Below are 18,779 nucleotides of genomic sequence, written 5' to 3'. Positions count from 1 at the left end.
CGAACGAAGACGCCGCCCGGGGGCGGCGTCTTGTGTTGCGGCATCGGCGATGGCCCGGTCAGAACGCGTGGTCGAAGCCGACTTCGCCCTGCACACCGACCTGGTAGGCGCTGACCCGGCGTTCGAAGAAATTGGTCAGCTCCTGCACGTCCTGCAATTCCATGAAGGGCAGCGGGTTGCGCACGTGGTAGACCTTCTCCATGCCGAGCTTGGCGAAATGCTGGTCGGCGCAATGCTGGAGGTACTGGCGCATGTCGCGCTCGGAAATACCGGCCACGCCGCCGGAGAGCACGTCCTCGGCGAACTGCATTTCACATTCGATGGCTTCGGCCAGCATGTCGTAGACCTGCTGTTTCATGGTCTCGTCGAACAGGTCCGGCTCCTCCTCGCGCACGGTGCGCACCGATTCGAAGGCGAATTCCATGTGGCAGGACTCGTCGCGGAACACCCAGTTGGTGCCCGAGGCCAGACCCGGCAGCAGCCCGCGCGAGCGGAAGTAGTAGACGTAGGCGAAGGCGGCGAAGAAGAACAGGCCCTCGATGCAGGCGGCGAAGCAGATCTGGTTGAGCAGGAACTGGCGGCGATGCTCGCGCGTCTCGATGCGCTTGAGGTCCTGTATCGAATCGATCCACTTGAAGCAGAAATCGGCCTTCTTCTTGATCGAGGGGATGTTCTCCACCGCCGCGAACGCGAGCGCGCGCTCGGCCGGGTCGGGCAGGTAGTTGTCCAGCAGGGTGAGGTAGAACTGCACGTGCAGGGCTTCCTCGTACAACTGCCGCGACAGGTACATGCGCGCTTCCGGCGCGTTCAAGTGGGTATAGAGGTTCAGCACCAGGTTGTTGGAGACGATGGAATCGCCCGTGGCGAAGAACGCCACCAGCCGGTGGATCAGATGCTGGTCGGCCGGCGACATCTTGGCGTGCAGGTCGGAGATGTCGATCTGGAAATTGATCTCCTCCACCGTCCAGGTGTTCTTGATCGCGTTGCGGTACATCTCGTAGAACTGCGGGTAGCGCATCGGGCGCAGGGTCAGTTCGAAACCGGGGTCGAGCAGATGGGGTTGGCGCGCGTTCATTGGCAAGCCTCGCAGCTTTCGGGATTTTCAAGGGAGCAGGCCACCGCCTGCGTCGGGGTGTAGGCCGACACCGTGGTCTTGGCGATCTTGGTGGCCGGGCGCGAGCGCAGGTAATAGGTGGTCTTGATGCCGCGCTTCCAGGCGTACATGTACATCGACGACAGCGCGCCGATGTTCGGGCTTTCCATGAAGAGATTGAGCGAGGCGGACTGGTCGATGAAAGCGCCGCGCTCGGCGGCCATGTCGATCAGCGAGCGCATCGGAATTTCCCAGGCGGTGCGGTACACCGTGCGCAGGGATTCGGGGATGTCGGCGATGCCCTGGATCGAGCCTTCGGCCAGCTTGATCGCGTCGCGCATTTCCGCCGTCCACAGGCCGAGCTTCTTCAGCTCGTCGATCAGGTAACGGTTGACCTGAAGGAAGTCGCCGGAGAGCGTCTCGCGCTTGAACAGGTTGCTGATCTGCGGCTCCACGCATTCGTAGCAGCCGACGATGGAAGCGATGGTCGCGGTCGGCGCGATGGCGATTAGGAGCGAGTTGCGCAGCCCGTGCTGCTGGATGCGCGCGCGCAGGCCGTCCCAGCGTTCGGCGTTCTCGGGCGTCACGCCCCAGGCATCGAATTGCAGCTCGCCGGTGGAAGCGCGGGTGTCGCCGAAGCTCGGGTGCGCGCCCTTTTCTCGCGCCAGCTCGCAGCTCGCCTCCAGTGCGTGGAAATAGATGGTCTCGGCAATCCGCCTCGACAGCGCGCGCGCCTCCTCGCTGTCGAAGGCCAGCCGCTTCTTGAAGAAGGCGTCTTGCAGACCCATGCAGCCCAGGCCCACCGGCCGCCAGCGCAGATTGCCGCGCCGCGCGGTTTCGATCGGGTAGAAGTTGAGATCGATCACGCGGTCGAGCTGGGTGACCGCCTGACGCACGGTTTCGCCCAGCTTGTCGAAATCGAAATCGCCGTACTCGTCGAAATGACGGGCCAGGTTGATCGAACCGAGATTGCAGACCGCCGTTTCCTCGGCGGAGGTGACTTCGAGGATTTCGGTGCAGAGGTTGGACAGGTGGATGACGTTCTGCGCGCGCAGGGTCTGGTTGCCGGCGCGGTTGCACTTGTCCTTGAAGGTCATCCAGCCGTTGCCGGTCTCGGCGAGCGTGCGCATCATCCGCGCGTAGAGCTTGCGCGCGGGGATGCTCTTCGCCGCCAGGCCGCGCTTTTCGGCCTGCAGGTAGGCGGCATCGAAAGCCTCGCTGTGCAGGTCGACCAGCTCCGGCACCACGGCCGGGTCGAACAACGACCATGCCTGGTCGGCCTCGACGCGCTTCATGAACAGATCCGGCACCCAATTGGCTAGGTTGAGGTTGTGGGTGCGGCGCGCCTCGTCGCCGGTGTTGTCGCGCAGCTCCAGGAAATCCTCGATGTCGGCATGCCAGGTTTCCAGGTACACGCAGGCCGCGCCCTTGCGCTTGCCGCCCTGGTTGACCGCCGCGACCGAGGAGTCCAGCGTCTTCAGCCACGGCACGATGCCGTTGGAGTGGCCGTTGGTCGAGCGGATCAGCGAACCGCGCGCGCGCACCCGGCTGTAGCCGACGCCGATCCCGCCACTGAATTTGGAGAGCTGGGCGATGTCGCCGTATTTCGCGTAGATCGATTCCAGCGTGTCCAGCGGTGAATCGAGCAGGAAGCAGGAGGAGAGCTGTTCGTGGCGGGTGCCGGCGTTGAACAGCGTCGGCGAGCTGGGCATGTATTCGAGCGCGCTCATCGTCCGGTAGAGGGCGATGGCCTCGTTGACCTCCTCGCTCAAGGCGCTGGCGATGCGCAGGAAGAACTGCTGCGGCGTCTCGATCACCTTGCGGGTGTGTGGGTGGCGCAGCAGGTAACGGTCGTAGAGCGTGCGCAGGCCGAAGTAGTCGAAGTGGCGGTCCTGCGCCGGGTCGATGGCGTCGTTGAGCTTGCGCGCATGGGTCTGGGCGAAGCCGATCAGGCGGTCGTTGATCAAGCCGACCTCGTGCCCGCGCGCGACCGATTGCGAGAAGGCGTGGATTTCCTGCCCGGCCACTTCCTTGGCGATCACGTTGGCGAGCAGGCGCGCGGCCAGGCGGCCGTATTCCGGCTCCTCGCCGATCAGAAGCGCGGCGGTGCGGATCGAGAGCTCGTCCAGCTCGCGCGTGGTCGCGCCGTCGTACAGGCCGGAAATGGTGCGGGTGGCGACCCGCATCGGATCGACCGCGTGCAAGCCCTCGCAGCAGCGCTGCACGGCGAACACGATCTTGTTGAGATCGACCGCCTGGCGCGCGCCGTTGCGCTTGGTCACGGTCATGGCGTGGGCGGCGGCGGGTGGGGTCAGGGCGAAGTTTTCGCCCGTGGCGACGGGCGTCACGGCGGGAAGATCGGTCTGGCTCATGGCGTCTCTCGTGAATGGGCGCACGGGCGCGGGCTTTCCCTCGAAGCCACGCGTGAGCGGAAGACGACGCGATCGCGGACGTGGCAACGTCCGTGTCGCGGCATCGCCCTCTCGGGCAGCGGGTTCCGGGGCGCGTGGGCGCGGGCGAACCGCGCGTGGGCGGTGGCCCGAGCGCGATCCGCCGGCCGTCTCCCCCCGGAGACACCTGTGCCGGCACCGCGCGTCGTGCTTCGCGCGGCCGTCGGCAGGTCTTCGGACTCGCGGGTACGGACGCATCGCGTCCACCTGGCCCGCCGCTTCCCGGATCTCTCCAGTGCCGACGGCGGGTGGGTTCCCGATTACCGCTGCGGGGCAGTGCCGGAATCGATCTCCCGATCCCACCGGACTTCCCGTTTTAATCCCGGCGCTTGCGACGCCCGGAACCGACGGGCTCCAATATATCCGGTTTTTTCATCAGGTCAACACAAGATGTTGTGGTTTTGCCTGAATGCGCTGGATTGGCGGGAAATCTTGATGTTGCGCTGTCGCGCCCCCACACTGGCGGCGTGTTTTTCGTGATTGCAAGCCGACATATGCCGATCTATGCCTTTGCCTGCGACGCCTGCGGGCACCGTTTCGACAAGCTGCAAAAGCTTTCCGACCCCGATCCCATCGCCTGCCCGGATTGCGGGGCCGAGGGCCGGGTGCATCGGCAAGTGACCGCGCCCTCGTTCCGCCTGGCCGGCGGCGGCTGGTACGAGACCGATTTCAAGAAACAGGGCGACAAGCGGCGCAACCTGGCGGGCGAAGGCGGCGAGGGGGCGAAGTCCGCGCCGGCCCCGGCCAGCGCCGGGTCGACGCCGGCGGCCAAGGCGGACTAAGCCGCGGCGCGGGCCGGAGCGACTAGACTATCGGGCTTGCTTCGCCCTCGATATCAGCGGAATTCCCCATGTCCATGCGTACCCATTTCTGCGGCCTGATCGACGAATCGTTGATCGGCCGGACCGTCACCCTCTGCGGCTGGGCCGACGTCGCCCGCGACATGGGCGGCCTCGTCTTCGTCGATCTGCGCGATCACGAAGGCATCGTGCAGGTGGTGGCCGAGCCGTCGGAGGCCCCCGGCAATGCCGAGGTGCTGGCGAACGCCGCCGAAGTGGGCTACGAGGATGCGTTGCGCATCACCGGCACCGTCCGCGCGCGCCACAGCGTCAACGACAAGATCAGGACCGGCCGGGTGGAAGTGCTGGCCGAGAAGATCGAGGTATTGAACAAGGCCGCGCCGCTGCCGTTCCACCACCACGAGAATCCGGGCGAGGACACCCGCCTCAAGTACCGATATCTCGACCTGCGCGCGCCGGAGATGCAGCGCAAGATGCGCACCCGCACCAAGCTGGTCAGCGCCTTGCGCGCCTGGCTGGATGCGCGCGGTTTCCAGGATATCGAGACGCCCATCCTCACCAAGGCCACGCCCGAGGGCGCGCGCGATTTTCTCGTCCCCGCGCGCATGCACCCGGGCGAGTTCTACGCGCTGCCGCAGTCGCCGCAGCTCTTCAAGCAGATACTGATGATGGCGGGCTTCGACCGCTACTACCAGATGGCCCGCTGCTTCCGCGACGAGGCGCTCAGGGCCGACCGCCAGCTTGAATTCACCCAGCTTGACATGGAGTTCGCCTGGGTGGAGGAGCGTGACGTGCAGGACACGGTGGAGGCGATGATCCGCGAGGTGTTTCGCGAGGTGATCGGCGTCGAGCTGGCCGACCCCTTCCCGCGCATGAGCTGGGCCGAGGCCATGCGCCGCTACGGCTCGGACAAGCCCGACCTGCGCATCGCGATGGAATTCACCGACGTCGCCGAGTGGGTGAAGGGCTGCGAATTCAAAGTGTTCGCCGACGTGGCCAACGCCGCCGATGGCCGGGTGATCGCGCTGCGCGCGCCGGGCGCGGCGAAGCTGAGCCGCAAGCAGATCGACGAACTCGCCGCCCACGCCGCCAAATTCGGCGCCAAGGGGCTGGCGTGGGTGAAGGTGGAGGACAAGGCCAAGGGCCGCGAGGGCGTCAATTCGCCGATCGCCAAGTTCCTCGACGACGTCACGCTCGCCGCGATCCTCGAAGCCACCGGCGCCGGGGACGGCGATGCGATCTTCTTCGGCGCGGCCGAGTACAAGACCGCCAGCGATTTCATGGGCGCGCTGCGGCTGAAGCTGGGCAAGGATCTGGGGCTGGTCGAAGCGGGCTGGAAGCCGCTCTGGATCACCGATTTCCCGATGTTCGAGTGGGACGAGGAAGAAGGTCGCCACGTCGCCCTGCATCACCCGTTCACCGCGCCCGCCGTGGACAGCATCGACGCGCTACGCGCCAACGCGGCCACGGCGGTCAGCCGCGGCTACGACATGGTGCTCAACGGCAACGAGATCGGCGGCGGCTCGATCCGTATCCATCGCCCGGAGATGCAGCGCGCGGTGTTCGAGCTGCTCGGCATCGGCGCGGAAGAGGCCGAGGCGAAGTTCGGCTTCCTGCTCGATGCGCTTAAATACGGCGCGCCGCCGCACGGCGGCATCGCCTTCGGCATCGACCGCATCGCCGCGCTGATGGCCGGCACCGAGTCGATCCGCGATGTCATCGCCTTCCCCAAGACCACCGGCGCGCAATGCCTGATGACCGGCGCGCCCTCGCCGGTGCCGGACAGGCAACTGGCCGAGGTGCACGTCGGCGTGCGCGAGGCCGAGGCCGAGGCCCGCTGAGGCTTGCCATGTCGTGGCGCATGCGCACATCCTGTGGCATGCGCCGGATCGCCCGCCCGCCGAGAATGCCGATGCCGGCCCGCCCGGCCGCGGGCGTTGGCGCGGAGGCGGCATGAGCGCCGGCTTCGCCGCCCAGCCTTTGCCGCCCTGGCGCCGCGCGGTGCTGAAGGTCGGCAGCGGCCTGCTGGCCGATCCGGCCGGCGGCTTGGCGCCGGAACACGCCATGGCGCTGGCCGCCTTCATCGGCGATGCGCTGGCCCGGGGCCGCGAGGTCGTGCTGGTGTCCTCGGGGGCGGTGGCGGCCGGCCGCGCCCGCGCGCGCGGCGCCGGCGATGGCCTGTCGCAGCGGCAGGCGCTGGCGGCGCTCGGGCAGGCGGCATTGATCGGCTTCTGGCAATCGCTTCTGCCCCTGCCGGTGGCGCAGGTGCTGCTGACCCACGACGACCTGCGCGACCGCCGCCGCTGGCTCAACGCCCGCGGCACGCTGCGCGAACTGCTGCGGCTGGGCGCGCTACCGGTGGTCAACGAGAACGACACCGTGGCGGTGGACGAACTCAAGCTGGGCGACAACGACAATCTGGCCGCCGCGGTCGCCTCACTGGTGGATGCCGAACTGTTGCTGATCGCCACCGATATCGGCGGCCTCTACGACGGCCATCCACGGCACGACCCGGCCGCGCGGCCGGTCATGCGGGTGGAGGCCGTCACCCCGGCATTGCTGGCGCTCGCCGGCGGCGCGGGCAGCGTGCTCGGCACCGGCGGCATGCGCACCAAGTTGCAGGCGGCGGCCAAGGCGGCCGATGCCGGCATCGCCACCGCGCTGTTCAGCGGCCGCGCGGCGGAAACCGTCGCCGCGCTCGCGCACGACCGCCTGCATGGCACGCTGGTCGAACCGGCCGGCGAGCGCCTCGGCGCACGCAAGCAGTGGCTGCGGCACGCGCCACTCGCCGGGGGGCTGGAGGTCGATGCAGGCGCCGCCGAAGCGTTGGCGAGCCGGGGCGCTTCGCTGTTGCCCGGCGGCGTGCGCAAGGTCGAGGGCGGCTTTCGCCGGGGCGATGTGGTCGAAGTGCGCGGGCCGGATGGCGCGCCGCTCGCGCACGGGCTGGCGCAGTACGCGGCCGCCGACCTGTGCCGGATCGCCGGCCGCCACAGCCGCGAGATCGAAAGCTTGCTTGGTTTCCGCTACGGTGAGGCGGTGATCCACCGCGACGACCTGGTGCGGATTCGCAAGGAGAAGACATGATGGCCGAAGGCTATGTGCGCGGGCTGGCCGAGGCGGCTCGCGAGGCCGCGCGGACGATGGCGATGACCGATGGCGAGCGCCGCCAGCGCCTGATCGAACGCATGGCGGCGGAATTGCGCGCCGGAGAGGAGGCGATCCTGGCCGCCAACGCCCAGGACATGGCGCGCGCCGCCACGGCCGGGCTGTCGCCGGCGATGCGGGATCGGCTGCGGCTGGATGCGGCGCGGGTCGAAGCGATCGCCGCCGCGCTCGACACCATCGCCGCTCAGCCCGACCCGCTGGCGAAGACCGGCGCGCGCGAGACGCGTCCGAACGGCATCGTGGTGGAGCGCCGCCGGCTGCCGCTCGGCCTCGTCGCGATGATCTACGAATCGCGGCCCAACGTCACCGCCGATGCCGCCGCGCTCTGCCTCAAGGCCGGCAACGCGGTGCTGCTGCGCGGAGGCTCCGAGGCGCGCGCCAGCAATGCCGCCATCGCCGCCCGCCTGCATCGCGCCCTGCGCGCGCTGGGCCTGCCGCAGGCCGCCGTGAGCCTGGTCGAGGACACGGCGCGCACGCATGTGGTGGAGCTGCTGCAACTATCCGATCTCGTCGATCTCGCCATCCCGCGCGGCGGCGAATCGTTGATCCGTTTCGTCGCCGAGCATGCGCGGGTGCCGGTCATCAAGCACTACAAGGGCGTCTGCCATCTGTACGTCGATCGTGCCGCCGATCCGGCCACGGCATTGCGCCTCTTGATCGACGGAAAAGCCTCGCGCCCGGGCGTCTGCAACGCCCTGGAGACCCTGCTGGTGCACGCCGACATCGCCGATGCCTTCCTGCCCCCGGCCTTGCGGGCGCTGGCCGCGCATGGCATCGAGGTGCGCGGCTGCGAACGCGCGCGCGCGTTCGACGACGGCATCGGCGCCGCGACCGAGGCCGATTACGCCGCCGAATTCCTCGCGCCGATCATCGCCGTGCGCGTGGTCGACGACCTCGACGCCGCGCTGGCCCACATCGCCCGCCACGGCTCCGACCACACCGAGGTCATCGCCACCGCGGAGCCCGCCGCCGCCGAAGCCTTCATACGCGGCACGCGCGCCTCGGCGGTGATGGTCAACGCCTCCTCGCGCTTCAACGATGGCGGCGAACTCGGCCTTGGCGCCGAAATCGGCATTTCCACCACCCGCCTGCACGCCTACGGGCCGATGGGCGCGGATTCCCTCACCATCGAGCGCTTCGTCGTCGTCGGCGAAGGCCAGATACGCCACCCCGAACTGCAAGCATGAATGCCTCATCGAACTCCCCGCGAATCCGTCGCGCCACCGCCGCCGATGCCGACCTCCTCTCGGCGATCTCCCGCGACACCTTCGTCGATACCTTCGGTCATCTCTACACGCCGGAAGACCTGGCCTGGTATCTCGATTCCACCTATGCGCCGGAGAAATACCGCGATGCGCTGGAAGAGCAGGGCGCCGCCGCCTGGCTGCTGGAAGACACCCCAGGCGACGCCTGGGGCTACGTCTTCGCCGGCCCCTGCGGCCTGCCGCACGACGAAGTGCGGCCGGGCGACCTGGAGCTGAAGCGGCTCTATCTGCGCCAACCGATGCAAAACGGCGGCTGGGGCGCCAAGCTGTTTGCCGAGGCCGAACACTGGATGCGCCGCAACGGCCCGGCGGCGATCTGGGTCGGCGTGTGGAGCGAGAACCTCGGTGCGCAACGGTTCTACGCCCGCCACGGCTACGAGAAGGCCGGCGAGTATTTCTACGCCGTCGGCGCGGCGCGCGACCTTGAGTTCATCCTGCGCAAATCCCTCTGAGGCGCGCGCGGCATCGCCCGGCATGTCTTCAGCCCCACCCCGCGTCGTCCTGCTGCACGGCCTGTGGATGCACGCGCCGGCGATGCGCTGGTTCGCCACCCGGCTGAAGAGCCGGGGGTTCGATGCCGCGCCGCTCGGCTATTACAGCCTGCTGGAAGATACCGACAGTGTGGTGGAACGGCTGGCGGAGGAATTCACCACCCGTCCCGGCAGCCACGTCGTCGCCCACAGCCTGGGCGGATTGCTGGCCTTGCGGGCGGCCGCGCGCGTCGGCGGCGAGCGGCTCGGCCGCATCGTCTGCCTCGGCACGCCGCTGGCCGGCAGCCGCGCCGCCGATGGCGTGCGGACACGGATTCCCGCCGGCGGCAAACTGCTGGGCCGGCATTTGCCGCTGCTGCTGGAGGGCGCGCGCATGCTGCCGCCGGGTATCGAAGTCGGGATGGTCGCCGGGTGCAGACCGCTCGGATTGGGCGGCGTGGTGGCGAAATTCGACTGCGCCCACGATGGCACGGTGGCGTTACCGGAAACCCGTATCGACGGCCTGACCGATCACGTGACGATCCACGCCAGCCACAGCGGCCTGATTTTCTCCGATGTCGCGGTGACTCAGGCCAGCCGCTTCCTGCGCGAAGGTCATTTCATGCATGACGGCGAAAATGCCGGCATCGCTCGATGATGAAAATCGGAATCTGGCGTGCAGCACACGGCTGGTAAATATGGCTCGGCGCGTAACGTGGAGATTGGGATTTCCAACGGAATAATGAAAATCGAGGCGGGCGAGCCTCGCGGGAACCATTCCAAAATACGAAAAGTTCCGCACCCGGAACCCTGCGCCGGGTATTGCATGGCAATGCAGTTACCGGCGATCCCGATGCCCTCCGTGAATTCCACCCCCAGGCCAAAGAATTCCAGCGGACCCACCCCTACACGTGGTCTGGCGACATTCACCCCGATGCGAGTCAATGGGCCGACGAACTGCTCGAAGCCACCGTCTCCGGCAGGAAATGCTGATCGTTGACACTACGCTCAGAAACCTTGTACAAGACCTGGGCGCCGCACGAAGAGATGTCCGACATGCCGATGCCTCCCCCGCCGCCCGTGCCACGGCAACTCCGCAAGATGCTCAAGGACTACCCGGAGCATGTCGAACGATTGCAGCAGACCCTGAACCGGATTATTGAAAAACCGATGAGAGGTACACCGCCTTTCGAGCGGGCGATCTGGCTGCTTGAGGGGTGCTTGGAAACCTTTATCTTCGAGGCCCGGGACGAGTTGGACGCTGCGGAGGAGCGTGGTGATGCGGAGGCCATTGCGCCGGCCGAAGAGAAGATACGACTGATGTTCCGTGCACGGTCTGGCGGTGGGGGTATGTTGAATTTGGAGGATCTATGGGCCTACTTCCAAGCATATAAGGAGGCTTTCAAATGAATGGGCTCACAGGTCATCTTGAGCCTGAAAGGCATGCTCGTATTCTTGCAGAACGAATCCTTCCGGAGAGTGGGTTGCGTACCGCGAACTCGTATGAAAGGCCCAAAGCAATTTTGTTGGGCGGCCAACCGGGCTCTGGTAAAGGTGGGCTCGTCAAGTCGGCTAAAGCAGAGTTCTTTTATAACGTTGTGCCGATTGATCCTAACGAGCTTCGTAATTTCCACCCCCAGGCCAAAGAATTCCAGCGAACCCACCCCTACACGTGGTCTGGCGACACTCACCCCGATGCGAGTCAATGGGCCGACGAACTGCTCGAAGCCACCGTCTCCGGCAAGAAATGCTGATCGTTGACACTACGTTCAGAAACCTTGTATAAGACCTGAGCGCCGCACGAAGAGATGTCCGACATGCCGATGCCTCCCCCGCCGCCCGTGCCACGGCAACTCCGCAAGATGCTCAAGGACTACCCGGAGCATGTCGAACGATTGCAGCAGACCCTGAACCGGATTATTGAAAAACCGATGAGAGGTACACCGCCTTTCGAGCGGGCGATCTGGCTGCTTGAGGGGTGCTTGGAAACCTTTGTCTCCGAGGTCTGGGACGAGTTGGAAGCCGCGGAGGAAAGTGGTGATGTGGAGGTCATTGCGCGGGCAAAGTCCAAAGAGCTGTTGATGGGACGGGCACGTCATCAGGGCATTTATGCTTTAGATGATCTCTCGAATTACTTTCATACGTACACCTGAGTGCCGCACGAAGAGATGTCCGACATGCCGATGCCGCCCCCGCCGCCCGTGCCACGGCAACTTCGCGAGATGCTCAAGGACTACCCGGAGCATGTCGAACGATTGCAGCAGACCCTGAACCGGATTATTGAAAAACCGATGAGAGGCACACCGCCTTTCGAGCGGGCGATCTGGCTGCTTGAGGGGTGCTTGGAAACCTTTGTCTCCGAGGTTCGGGACGAATTGGAAGCCGCGGAGGAAAGTGGTGATGTGGAGGTCATTGCGCGGGCAAAGTCCAAAGAGCTGTTGATGGGACGGGCACGTCATCAGGGCATTTATGCTTTAGATGATCTCTCGAATTACTTTCATACGTACACCTGAGTGCCGCACGAAGAGATGTCCGACATGCCGATGCCGCCCCCGCCGCCCGTGCCACGGCAACTTCGCGAGATGCTCAAGGACTACCCGGAGCATGTCGAACGATTGCAGCAGACCCTGAACCGGATTATTGAAAAACCGATGAGAGGCACACCGCCTTTCGAGCGGGCGATCTGGCTGCTTGAGGGGTGCTTGGAAACCTTTGTCTCCGAGGTTCGGGACGAATTGGAAGCCGCGGAGGAAAGTGGTGATGTGGAGGTCATTGCGCGGGCAAAGTCCAAAGAGCTGTTGATGGGACGGGCACGTCATCAGGGCATTTATGCTTTAGATGATCTCTCGAATTACTTTCATACGTACACCTGAGCGCCGCACGAAGAGATGTTCGACATGCCGATGCCTCCCCCGCCGCCCGTGCCACAGCAACTCCGCGAGATGCTCAAGGACTACCCGGAGCACATTAAAAATCTGCAAGATGACCTGATCCGAGTTGCCTCAAGAAAACACCCCGGTGTTGACCCTTTCGATGTTGCGATATGGGTGCTTGAAAGTGCCCTTGAAACCTTCATCTCAGAAGCCCGGGATGAGTTGGAAGCCGCGGAGGAAAGTGGTGATGCGGAGGCAGTGGCATATGCCAGAAACAAGAGGCATGTGTTCAGTGCGGCACGTGCTGACATGGGTCTTTTATCCGACCTTAAAGCCTATTTAAGCATCCGGAGCTCTCAATGAACGAACAAAGCATCTTAAGTTCACCAGAGCATGCGCGCATTTTTCGGGAGGAAATCCTTTTCGATTACAAACTCTCAAGAAAGTCCAGCCTCGACAACCCCCAGGCTATCATTCTTGCAGGCCAACCCGGCTCAGGTAAGGGCAGATTAAGTGACGTAGCTAAAGCTGAGCTACATGGTGATGTCATCACCGTTGATCCCGATGCCCTCCGTGAATTCCATCCCCAGGCCAAAGAATTCCGGCGAACCCACCCCTACACGTGGTCTGGCGACACTCACCCCGATGCGAGCCAGTGGGCCGACGAACTGCTCAAAGCCACCGTCTCCGGCAAGAAAAACCTCATCTTCGACACCACGCTCAGCGACGGCACATGGGCGTCCGAACTGATAAACGACCTGCAAGCTCAAGGCTATGAAGTCGAAGTGCGTGCCGTCGCCGCGCACCGGCTCGAAAGCGAACTAGGCGTTAACAAGAGATTCGGTGAATCGTTAGATGCCAAGGGCCACGGCCGTCACGTTCCCGCGGCCGCCCGCGAGTCGATCTACGACAAGCTGCCCGCCAGCCTGGATACGATCCACGCAAACACCAACGCCCCGATCCGGCTCTTCAACCGCGAAGGCGCCGAGCTCTACGACAGCCGTCACGACCCCCGGCCGGCCGGCGCGGCGCTGACGGCCGCCCGCGAAGCCCGCCTCAAAGACCCGGCCATTACCCAGGGCCTGCGCGACGGCTGGCGCGAGCAGCAGGGCTGGCACCGCGATCTGCCGCAAAACCTGCCCGACAATCCCCGCGTCGATGCCTACACTCGCGGCAATCTGCTGGCCGAGCGCAGCACCCACCAGGTGGTGGAACGCGTCGAGCGCACCGCGGTGGAAGCGGTCGATGTCGATCACCTCACCCGCATCCGGCCTACCCGCCTTCGCGCCGGCAGCGCGCTGGGCATTGTCGGCCTGGCCTTGGACGCCCACGAGGCCGCCGATACCGCGCGCACCTACCGGCGGCTGCAAGGGCAAGGCAACGCCACCGCCGCCGAATCCGAACTGATCCACTTCGGCTCGCGCAGCGTCGGCGGCTTTGCCGGCGCCGGCCTGGGCATGACGGTGGGCGCCGCCGTCGGGGTCGAGACCGGCCCGGGGCTGCTGCTCACCGGCGCGGCTGGCGGCGTCGTTGGCGTCCTGGCTGGCGACCAACTGGCCGAATGGACTGATCACCGCCGCATCCATCGCCAGCCGGATGGGCAGGGCCACGTCTGGCACTACGACCCGAATGCCCCCGACCAAGGCTGGCAACGCCGGGTGCCCATCGACGCCAGCCTCGATCAAATCGACAACCCGACCCCCGGCTTGCTGCGCGCCTCGCCGGCCCTGGCCAACCAACTCAATTACCAGGCCAGCAGCACCTCGGCCGAGTTGGTGCTGGGGGCCCCGCCCAGGCCGCGCGACCCGTTCGTGCAGGCGAGTGCCGCCACCGACCCGCCCAGCGCTTTCCCGGCCCCCTGGGTTTACCAGGCCGAGCAAGCCGAATGGCGGCGCGAAGTGACCATCGCCTATGTCGAGCGCGGCCTGAGCCCGCGTCGTACCGACGTGGCCGACCCGGAGCGTGCGGCGGCGCTCGACCGCGCGGCGGCCGCCACCCTGCGCGAGAACGCCGCCCACAGCCCGGCCGCCATCGCCGCGCGCTACGAGGAGGCTTACGTCCGCCACGGCTGGGCCGCCTATGGCCCGATGCCGGACGCCGTGCGTCAGGCGCGTACCGACCTCGACAGCCTGATCGCCTCCGATGGCCAGCGCTACCAGCGCCAACGCAACGGCGACTGGCTCAGCGATGGCCTGATTGACGACAGCACCGCGCGCGGCGCTTTGCGCCAGGAACTCGATGCCACCCGGGAAGTCGTGCGCGCCACGCTGCCCGAGCCGCGTCCTGTCGAGACGCCACCGCCGATGACCCCCGAGGCCCGCCTGCGCGATGCCGTGACCGGCGCCTACGCGAACGCGGGTCTTGCGCCGGACGCGGCCCGGCTGACGGCCAGCGCCGCCGCTGTCGAGGCCACTTGGCGCAGCCACGGGCTGGACCCGGGCACCACCGCCTTGCAACTGCGCCCCAACGCCGATGGCCGCTACGCCCTGGACAGCCCGATCGCCAGCCTGCGCCTGGCCGCCGATGGCAAGACCTATGCCATTGCCGCGATGACCACGACGGAAGAGATCCAGCGCGCCGAAGAACGCCAACGCATGCCGGCCGCCCCGCCCAATGAAGTCTCCACGCCGCCCCCGGCCAACCCCGGCCATGCCGCGCCCATGCGCCTGCCCGGCCACGGCAGGCCGGCGGCGGCCCGGTCGCCAGCGCGTGAGGCGGACACGCAATCCGACGCGCTGGTCGCCCAGTACATCGCGGCGACGGCCCAGGGCGACGAACAGGCGATGAGCGCGGCGTGCCGCGCCATGGAAGCCTCGGCATTCGGCCAACGCTTCGCCGAAGAATCGAAAGCCCGGGAACGGGATCGCTTGCAGCGGCTGCCCGGACGCGACCATCCCCTGTTCGCGCAGGCCGTGCAACATCTGGAACGGCTTGGCCCGGACGTGGCTGGTTACTGGGATGACTTGGACATGGAACGGATGGCCGGCGCCATCGCCCACGAAGCCCAGCGCAACCGGCTGCCGGCCATCGAGGCCATCGTGCCCACCCGGGACGGGCAACGGCTGGTCGCCACTTGGCGACATCCCGACAACGACGCGCTCAACGCCACCGCTTCGGTGGATACGATCGAGGCGGCGACCCAGCCGCTGGCACAGAGCCTGGAAGCCCTGTGCGAAGAGACGCGGGAACAGGCCCGGCAGGCGCAGGCGTGGGCGCAACAACAGCAGCAACAACAACATGGCGCGCTCTCGCGCTGAGCCAGGCCGACATGCACCCACACGAGGCACAGGAAACACTCAAGGCGATCATGACGGCCTCGGGCCGGCTGGAGCGGCTGAGCACGGAACTTACGCGGACGTCGCATCAGGCGCAAACGGAAATACGTGAAACGCGCGCGCGGGAGGAAGCCCACTTCCGGGAAGCGATGGTGGCGCAGTTCGAGGAAACGCGGCAACGCATGGAAGCGGCCTTGCGGCCGAAGATCGCCTGGGCTTGGCAGGCGCTGGCGGTATTGGTCGGCACGGGGATATTGCTGTTGGGCGGCTTCGCGGTGCTGCTGGGCCGGGCCAACGAGCGCTTGCGGGTGGCGGAGGCGCGGGCGGATGGCGTGGAAGTACGGGCCGAGGTGCAGGCGGCACTGCGGCAGGTGGAGATCACCACCTGCGGCGGCCGGTCATGTATCCGCCTCGACAGGCGCGCGCCGGTCTGGAAGAACGCCAGCGGCGAGTACGTCCTGGTCGATGGGAAGCCGGGGGAGAAGAAGTCCGCCAAGTGAGGGGGGCCGGCTTGGCGCACGCGTGGCGGGCGGAAAGCCGCCATTCCGCATCGCGGCCGTGGGCGGCGCCAGAGCCTTGAGCCGAAGCCAGCGGTTGCATCTCGCGGGCGGGCGGTAAGTTCAGCCCTGTCGGGGGCGTGCCTCGTGCTCGTCCGGAAAGCCTCATCCCGCGGGCAGGCGGGAGGTTCGGCGGCATCGGCTGGCGTCGAATCCCGCGCGGAAATCTGGATTCCCCTTAAAATCCCGGTCTCTCCACAAACGACGGTTTTTCCATGGGACGTGGCCCTTCGATCGAAGCCCGCAAGAACGCGGTCGATGCCCAGCGCGGCAAGATTTTCACCAAGATCATTCGCGAGATTTCAGTCGCCGCGCGCGCCGGCGGCGGCGATCCCGGCGGCAACCCGCGGCTGCGCAGCGCCATCGACAAGGGTCTGGCGGTCAACATGTCGAAGGACGTGATCGAACGCGCGATCAAGAAGGCCACCGGCGAGCTGGAAGGCGTCGAGTACGAGGAAATCCGCTACGAGGGCTACGCGCCGGGCGGAGTCGCGGTGATCGTCGATGCGCTCACCGACAACCGCGTGCGCACCGTGGCCGACGTCCGTCATGCCTTCGGCAAGTTCGGCGGCAACATGGGCACGGAAGGCTCGGTGGCTTTCATGTTCAAGAAACTCGGCGTGCTGAGCTACGACGCCGGTATCGACGAGGACGCCATCACCGAAGCCGCCATCGAAGCCGGTGCCGAGGACGTGGCGGTGTACGACGATGGCGCCATCGACGTGATCACCGCGCCGGAGTGCTTCGGCATGGTGAAGGCGGCGATGGAGGCGGCCGGCTTCGCGCCCGGTTTCGCCGAGGTGACGATGCGCGCCGACAACGACGTGGCCGTGGCCGGCGAGGATGCCGACAAAGTGCGGAAGCTGCTCGCCTGGCTCAACGACATGGACGACGTACAGGCGGTGTATTCCAACGCCGAACTGCCGGAATGAAGCCTGGGTTCGGCGAGCGCGGCCGGCGCGTCGGCTTCGCGCCTCCGGGCGCTTTGGCGGCGGCGGGAGCCGATGGGCGATGACGCGGCGGCTTTCCGCCTCGCCCCTTCCGCGTCCCGCGCCGCGCCGCATTCTCGGCATCGATCCAGGTTCGCAGCGCACCGGCATTGGCATTCTTGATGTCGCGGCCGACGGCTCGCTCAAGCACGTCCACCACCGACCGCTGAAGCTCCTGGGCGCCGAGTCCTTCCCGCAGCGGCTGCGCCTGCTGCTCGATGGGCTTTGGACGCTGGTGGAGGAATACCGCCCGGACGAAGTGGCCATCGAACAGGTCTTCGTTTCCAACAACGCGATGAGCGCGTTGAAGCTGGGCCAGGCGCGTGGCGCGGCGATTGCCGCCTGCGTGGCGCGCGACCTGCCGGTGGCCGAATACGCGGCCAAGGAAGTGAAGCTGGCGCTGGTCGGCAAGGGCGGCGCGGACAAGGCGCAGGTGCAGCACATGGTCGGGGTGATGTTGAACCTCAAGGGTAAATTGCAGGCCGATGCCGCCGATGCCCTGGCGGTCGCCATCACCCACGCCCACGTTCGCGCCAGCGCGGCGCGTCTGGGCGTGGGCGTGCGGCAGGCGTGGGGGAGGTAGGGTTTTGGGTCAGGGGTCAGGGGTCAGGGGTCAGAGATCAGAGATCAGGGGCTGGGGGGCATGTTGAGTCCCGCGTGTGCATTCGCCGCAAGTGCTCACAGTCCTTACGCCGGCCCTACCGCTTTTCCCTGGCTCCTGAAATGTTCATGCCTTCTGACCTGGCATGTGCATTCGCCGCAAGCGCTCACAGTCCTTCGCCGGCCCCACCGCTTTTCCCTGGCTCCTGAAATGTTCATGCCTTCTGACTTGGCATGTGCATTCGCCACAAGCGCTCACAGTCCTTCGCCGGCGCCGCCGCTTTTCCCTGGCGCCTGAAATGTTCATGCCTTCCGACCTGGCATGTGCATTCGCCGCAAGCGCTCACGGTTCTTCGTCGGCCCCACCACTTTTCCCCGGCCCCTGGCTTCTGGTCTCTTGAAATATTCATGCTGAGTCCGGTATGCGCATTCGTCGCAATTGCTCACAGTCCTTACGCCGGCCCCACCGCTTTTCCCTGGCGCCTGAAATGTTCATGCCTTCCGACCTGGCATGTGCATTCGCCGCAAGCGCTTACAATCCTTCGCCGCCGCCGCTTTTCCCTGGTCTCTGGCCCCTGAAAGATGATTGGACGACTCAAAGGCACCTTGATCCACAAACAGCCGCCGTGGCTGGTGCTCGACGTGCATGGCGTCGGCTACGAGCTGGAGGCGCCGATGAGCACCTTCTACGACCTGCCGGAAGTCGGGCGCGAGGTATCCCTGTTCACCCACTACGCGCAGAAGGAGGACAGCGTATCGCTCTACGGTTTCCTCGGCGAGGCCGAGCGCAGGCTGTTCCGCGACGTGCAGCGGGTCAGCGGGATCGGCGCGAAGATCGCGCTGGCGGTGCTTTCGGGCGTGTCGGTCAGCGATTTCGCGCGGCTGGTGCAGAGTTCGGATGTCACCGCGTTGACCCGTATTCCCGGCATCGGCAAGAAGACCGCCGAGCGGATGGTGGTGGAACTGCGCGACCGCGCCGCCGATCTATCCGGCGGGCCGGCGGCATCGTTGCCGGGGCAGGCGCCGGATGCGTTGTCGGAGTCGATCATCGCTCTCCAGCAACTGGGCTACAAGCCGGCGGAGGCCGAGCGCATGGCCAAGAAGGCCGCGGGCGAGGGCGAGGGCGACAGCGCCGAGGCGATCATTCGCAAGGCGCTGCAATCGGCGCTCAAGTAGTCTTCGCCGCGATCTTCGGCGGCTGCGCGTCGGGCTGCGCGCTCGCGCCCATGGGACTATCATTCG

The 18,779-nt window shown here is 66.4% G+C and carries 20 protein-coding genes and 1 riboswitch; of the genes, 18 read left to right on the top strand and 2 right to left on the bottom strand.

What is annotated here, in order from left to right; all coding sequences use genetic code 11:
* Positions 1–58: 58 nt before the first annotated feature.
* Entirely contained in the window at positions 59–1,075 is a 1,017-nt protein-coding gene (locus EBB59_RS03065; protein ID WP_122100677.1) for a ribonucleotide-diphosphate reductase subunit beta, read from the bottom strand.
* Entirely contained in the window at positions 1,072–3,465 is a 2,394-nt protein-coding gene (locus tag EBB59_RS03060; RefSeq protein WP_122100676.1) for a ribonucleoside-diphosphate reductase subunit alpha, read from the bottom strand. The genes EBB59_RS03065 and EBB59_RS03060 overlap by 4 nt, the downstream gene beginning before the upstream one ends.
* Positions 3,466–3,691: 226 nt before the next feature.
* Positions 3,692–3,907: riboswitch (cobalamin riboswitch) on the bottom strand.
* A 130-nt stretch (positions 3,908–4,037) separates the two neighbouring features.
* Here EBB59_RS03060 and EBB59_RS03055 point away from each other — a divergent pair.
* The 18 genes from EBB59_RS03055 (at position 4,038) to ruvA (ending at position 18,713) form a co-directional block, all read left to right on the top strand.
* Positions 4,038–4,325, top strand: coding sequence for an FmdB family zinc ribbon protein (locus EBB59_RS03055; protein ID WP_122100675.1), 288 nt, complete (start codon positions 4,038–4,040; stop codon positions 4,323–4,325).
* A 74-nt stretch (positions 4,326–4,399) separates the two neighbouring features.
* Complete coding sequence (aspS, locus tag EBB59_RS03050) at positions 4,400–6,184, top strand: aspartate--tRNA ligase (protein WP_122100754.1); 1,785 nt, start codon at positions 4,400–4,402, stop codon at positions 6,182–6,184.
* A 112-nt stretch (positions 6,185–6,296) separates the two neighbouring features.
* On the top strand, positions 6,297–7,427 hold the full coding sequence (gene proB / locus EBB59_RS03045) for a glutamate 5-kinase (protein WP_122100753.1): 1,131 nt from the start codon (positions 6,297–6,299) through the stop codon (positions 7,425–7,427).
* Entirely contained in the window at positions 7,427–8,695 is a 1,269-nt protein-coding gene (locus tag EBB59_RS03040; RefSeq protein WP_122100674.1) for a glutamate-5-semialdehyde dehydrogenase, read from the top strand. The genes proB and EBB59_RS03040 overlap by 1 nt, the downstream gene beginning before the upstream one ends.
* Entirely contained in the window at positions 8,692–9,225 is a 534-nt protein-coding gene (locus tag EBB59_RS03035; RefSeq protein WP_122100673.1) for a GNAT family N-acetyltransferase, read from the top strand. The genes EBB59_RS03040 and EBB59_RS03035 overlap by 4 nt, the downstream gene beginning before the upstream one ends.
* A 22-nt stretch (positions 9,226–9,247) precedes the next feature.
* On the top strand, positions 9,248–9,901 hold the full coding sequence (locus tag EBB59_RS03030; RefSeq protein WP_122100672.1) for an esterase/lipase family protein: 654 nt from the start codon (positions 9,248–9,250) through the stop codon (positions 9,899–9,901).
* 164 nt (positions 9,902–10,065) lie between these two features.
* The gene (locus tag EBB59_RS14520) at positions 10,066–10,236 is read left to right on the top strand and encodes a zeta toxin family protein (RefSeq protein WP_158601695.1); all 171 of its coding nucleotides are present in this window, start codon (positions 10,066–10,068) and stop codon (positions 10,234–10,236) included.
* 24 nt (positions 10,237–10,260) lie between these two features.
* Positions 10,261–10,653: a hypothetical protein gene (locus EBB59_RS03020; RefSeq protein WP_245978960.1), complete on the top strand. Its 393-nt coding sequence runs from the start codon at positions 10,261–10,263 to the stop codon at positions 10,651–10,653.
* Complete coding sequence (locus EBB59_RS03015) at positions 10,650–10,997, top strand: zeta toxin family protein (RefSeq protein WP_122100670.1); 348 nt, start codon at positions 10,650–10,652, stop codon at positions 10,995–10,997. Before EBB59_RS03020 ends, EBB59_RS03015 begins: the two co-directional genes overlap by 4 nt.
* A 108-nt stretch (positions 10,998–11,105) precedes the next feature.
* Positions 11,106–11,396, top strand: coding sequence for a hypothetical protein (locus tag EBB59_RS03010; protein WP_122100669.1), 291 nt, complete (start codon positions 11,106–11,108; stop codon positions 11,394–11,396).
* 15 nt (positions 11,397–11,411) lie between these two features.
* Positions 11,412–11,756 carry a hypothetical protein gene (locus tag EBB59_RS03005; RefSeq protein ID WP_122100668.1) on the top strand — a complete coding sequence of 115 codons (345 nt, stop codon included), beginning with the start codon at positions 11,412–11,414 and terminating at the stop codon, positions 11,754–11,756.
* A gap of 15 nt (positions 11,757–11,771) precedes the next feature.
* The gene (locus EBB59_RS03000) at positions 11,772–12,116 is read left to right on the top strand and encodes a hypothetical protein (RefSeq protein WP_122100668.1); all 345 of its coding nucleotides are present in this window, start codon (positions 11,772–11,774) and stop codon (positions 12,114–12,116) included.
* Between the two features lie 69 nt (positions 12,117–12,185).
* A complete protein-coding gene (locus tag EBB59_RS02995; protein WP_122100751.1) occupies positions 12,186–12,479 on the top strand; it encodes a hypothetical protein in 294 nt (97 codons plus the stop codon).
* Complete coding sequence (locus tag EBB59_RS02990; RefSeq protein WP_122100667.1) at positions 12,476–15,373, top strand: zeta toxin family protein; 2,898 nt, start codon at positions 12,476–12,478, stop codon at positions 15,371–15,373. Before EBB59_RS02995 ends, EBB59_RS02990 begins: the two co-directional genes overlap by 4 nt.
* Before the next feature lie 11 nt (positions 15,374–15,384).
* The gene (locus EBB59_RS02985) at positions 15,385–15,891 is read left to right on the top strand and encodes a hypothetical protein (RefSeq protein WP_122100666.1); all 507 of its coding nucleotides are present in this window, start codon (positions 15,385–15,387) and stop codon (positions 15,889–15,891) included.
* A gap of 272 nt (positions 15,892–16,163) precedes the next feature.
* Positions 16,164–16,880, top strand: coding sequence for a YebC/PmpR family DNA-binding transcriptional regulator (locus tag EBB59_RS02980; protein ID WP_122100665.1), 717 nt, complete (start codon positions 16,164–16,166; stop codon positions 16,878–16,880).
* A gap of 79 nt (positions 16,881–16,959) precedes the next feature.
* Positions 16,960–17,520, top strand: a complete 561-nt coding sequence (gene ruvC, locus EBB59_RS02975) for a crossover junction endodeoxyribonuclease RuvC (protein WP_122100664.1) — start codon at positions 16,960–16,962, stop codon at positions 17,518–17,520.
* A 599-nt stretch (positions 17,521–18,119) separates the two neighbouring features.
* A complete protein-coding gene (ruvA, locus tag EBB59_RS02970; RefSeq protein WP_122100663.1) occupies positions 18,120–18,713 on the top strand; it encodes a Holliday junction branch migration protein RuvA in 594 nt (197 codons plus the stop codon).
* Positions 18,714–18,779: the final 66 nt, after the last annotated feature.

It is taken from the genome of Solilutibacter pythonis (assembly GCF_003697345.1).
GTDB classification, from domain to species: domain Bacteria; phylum Pseudomonadota; class Gammaproteobacteria; order Xanthomonadales; family Xanthomonadaceae; genus Solilutibacter; species Solilutibacter pythonis.
Note: the sequence above shows the minus strand (reverse complement) of the source record. Positions and strands in the feature narration are given on the sequence as shown.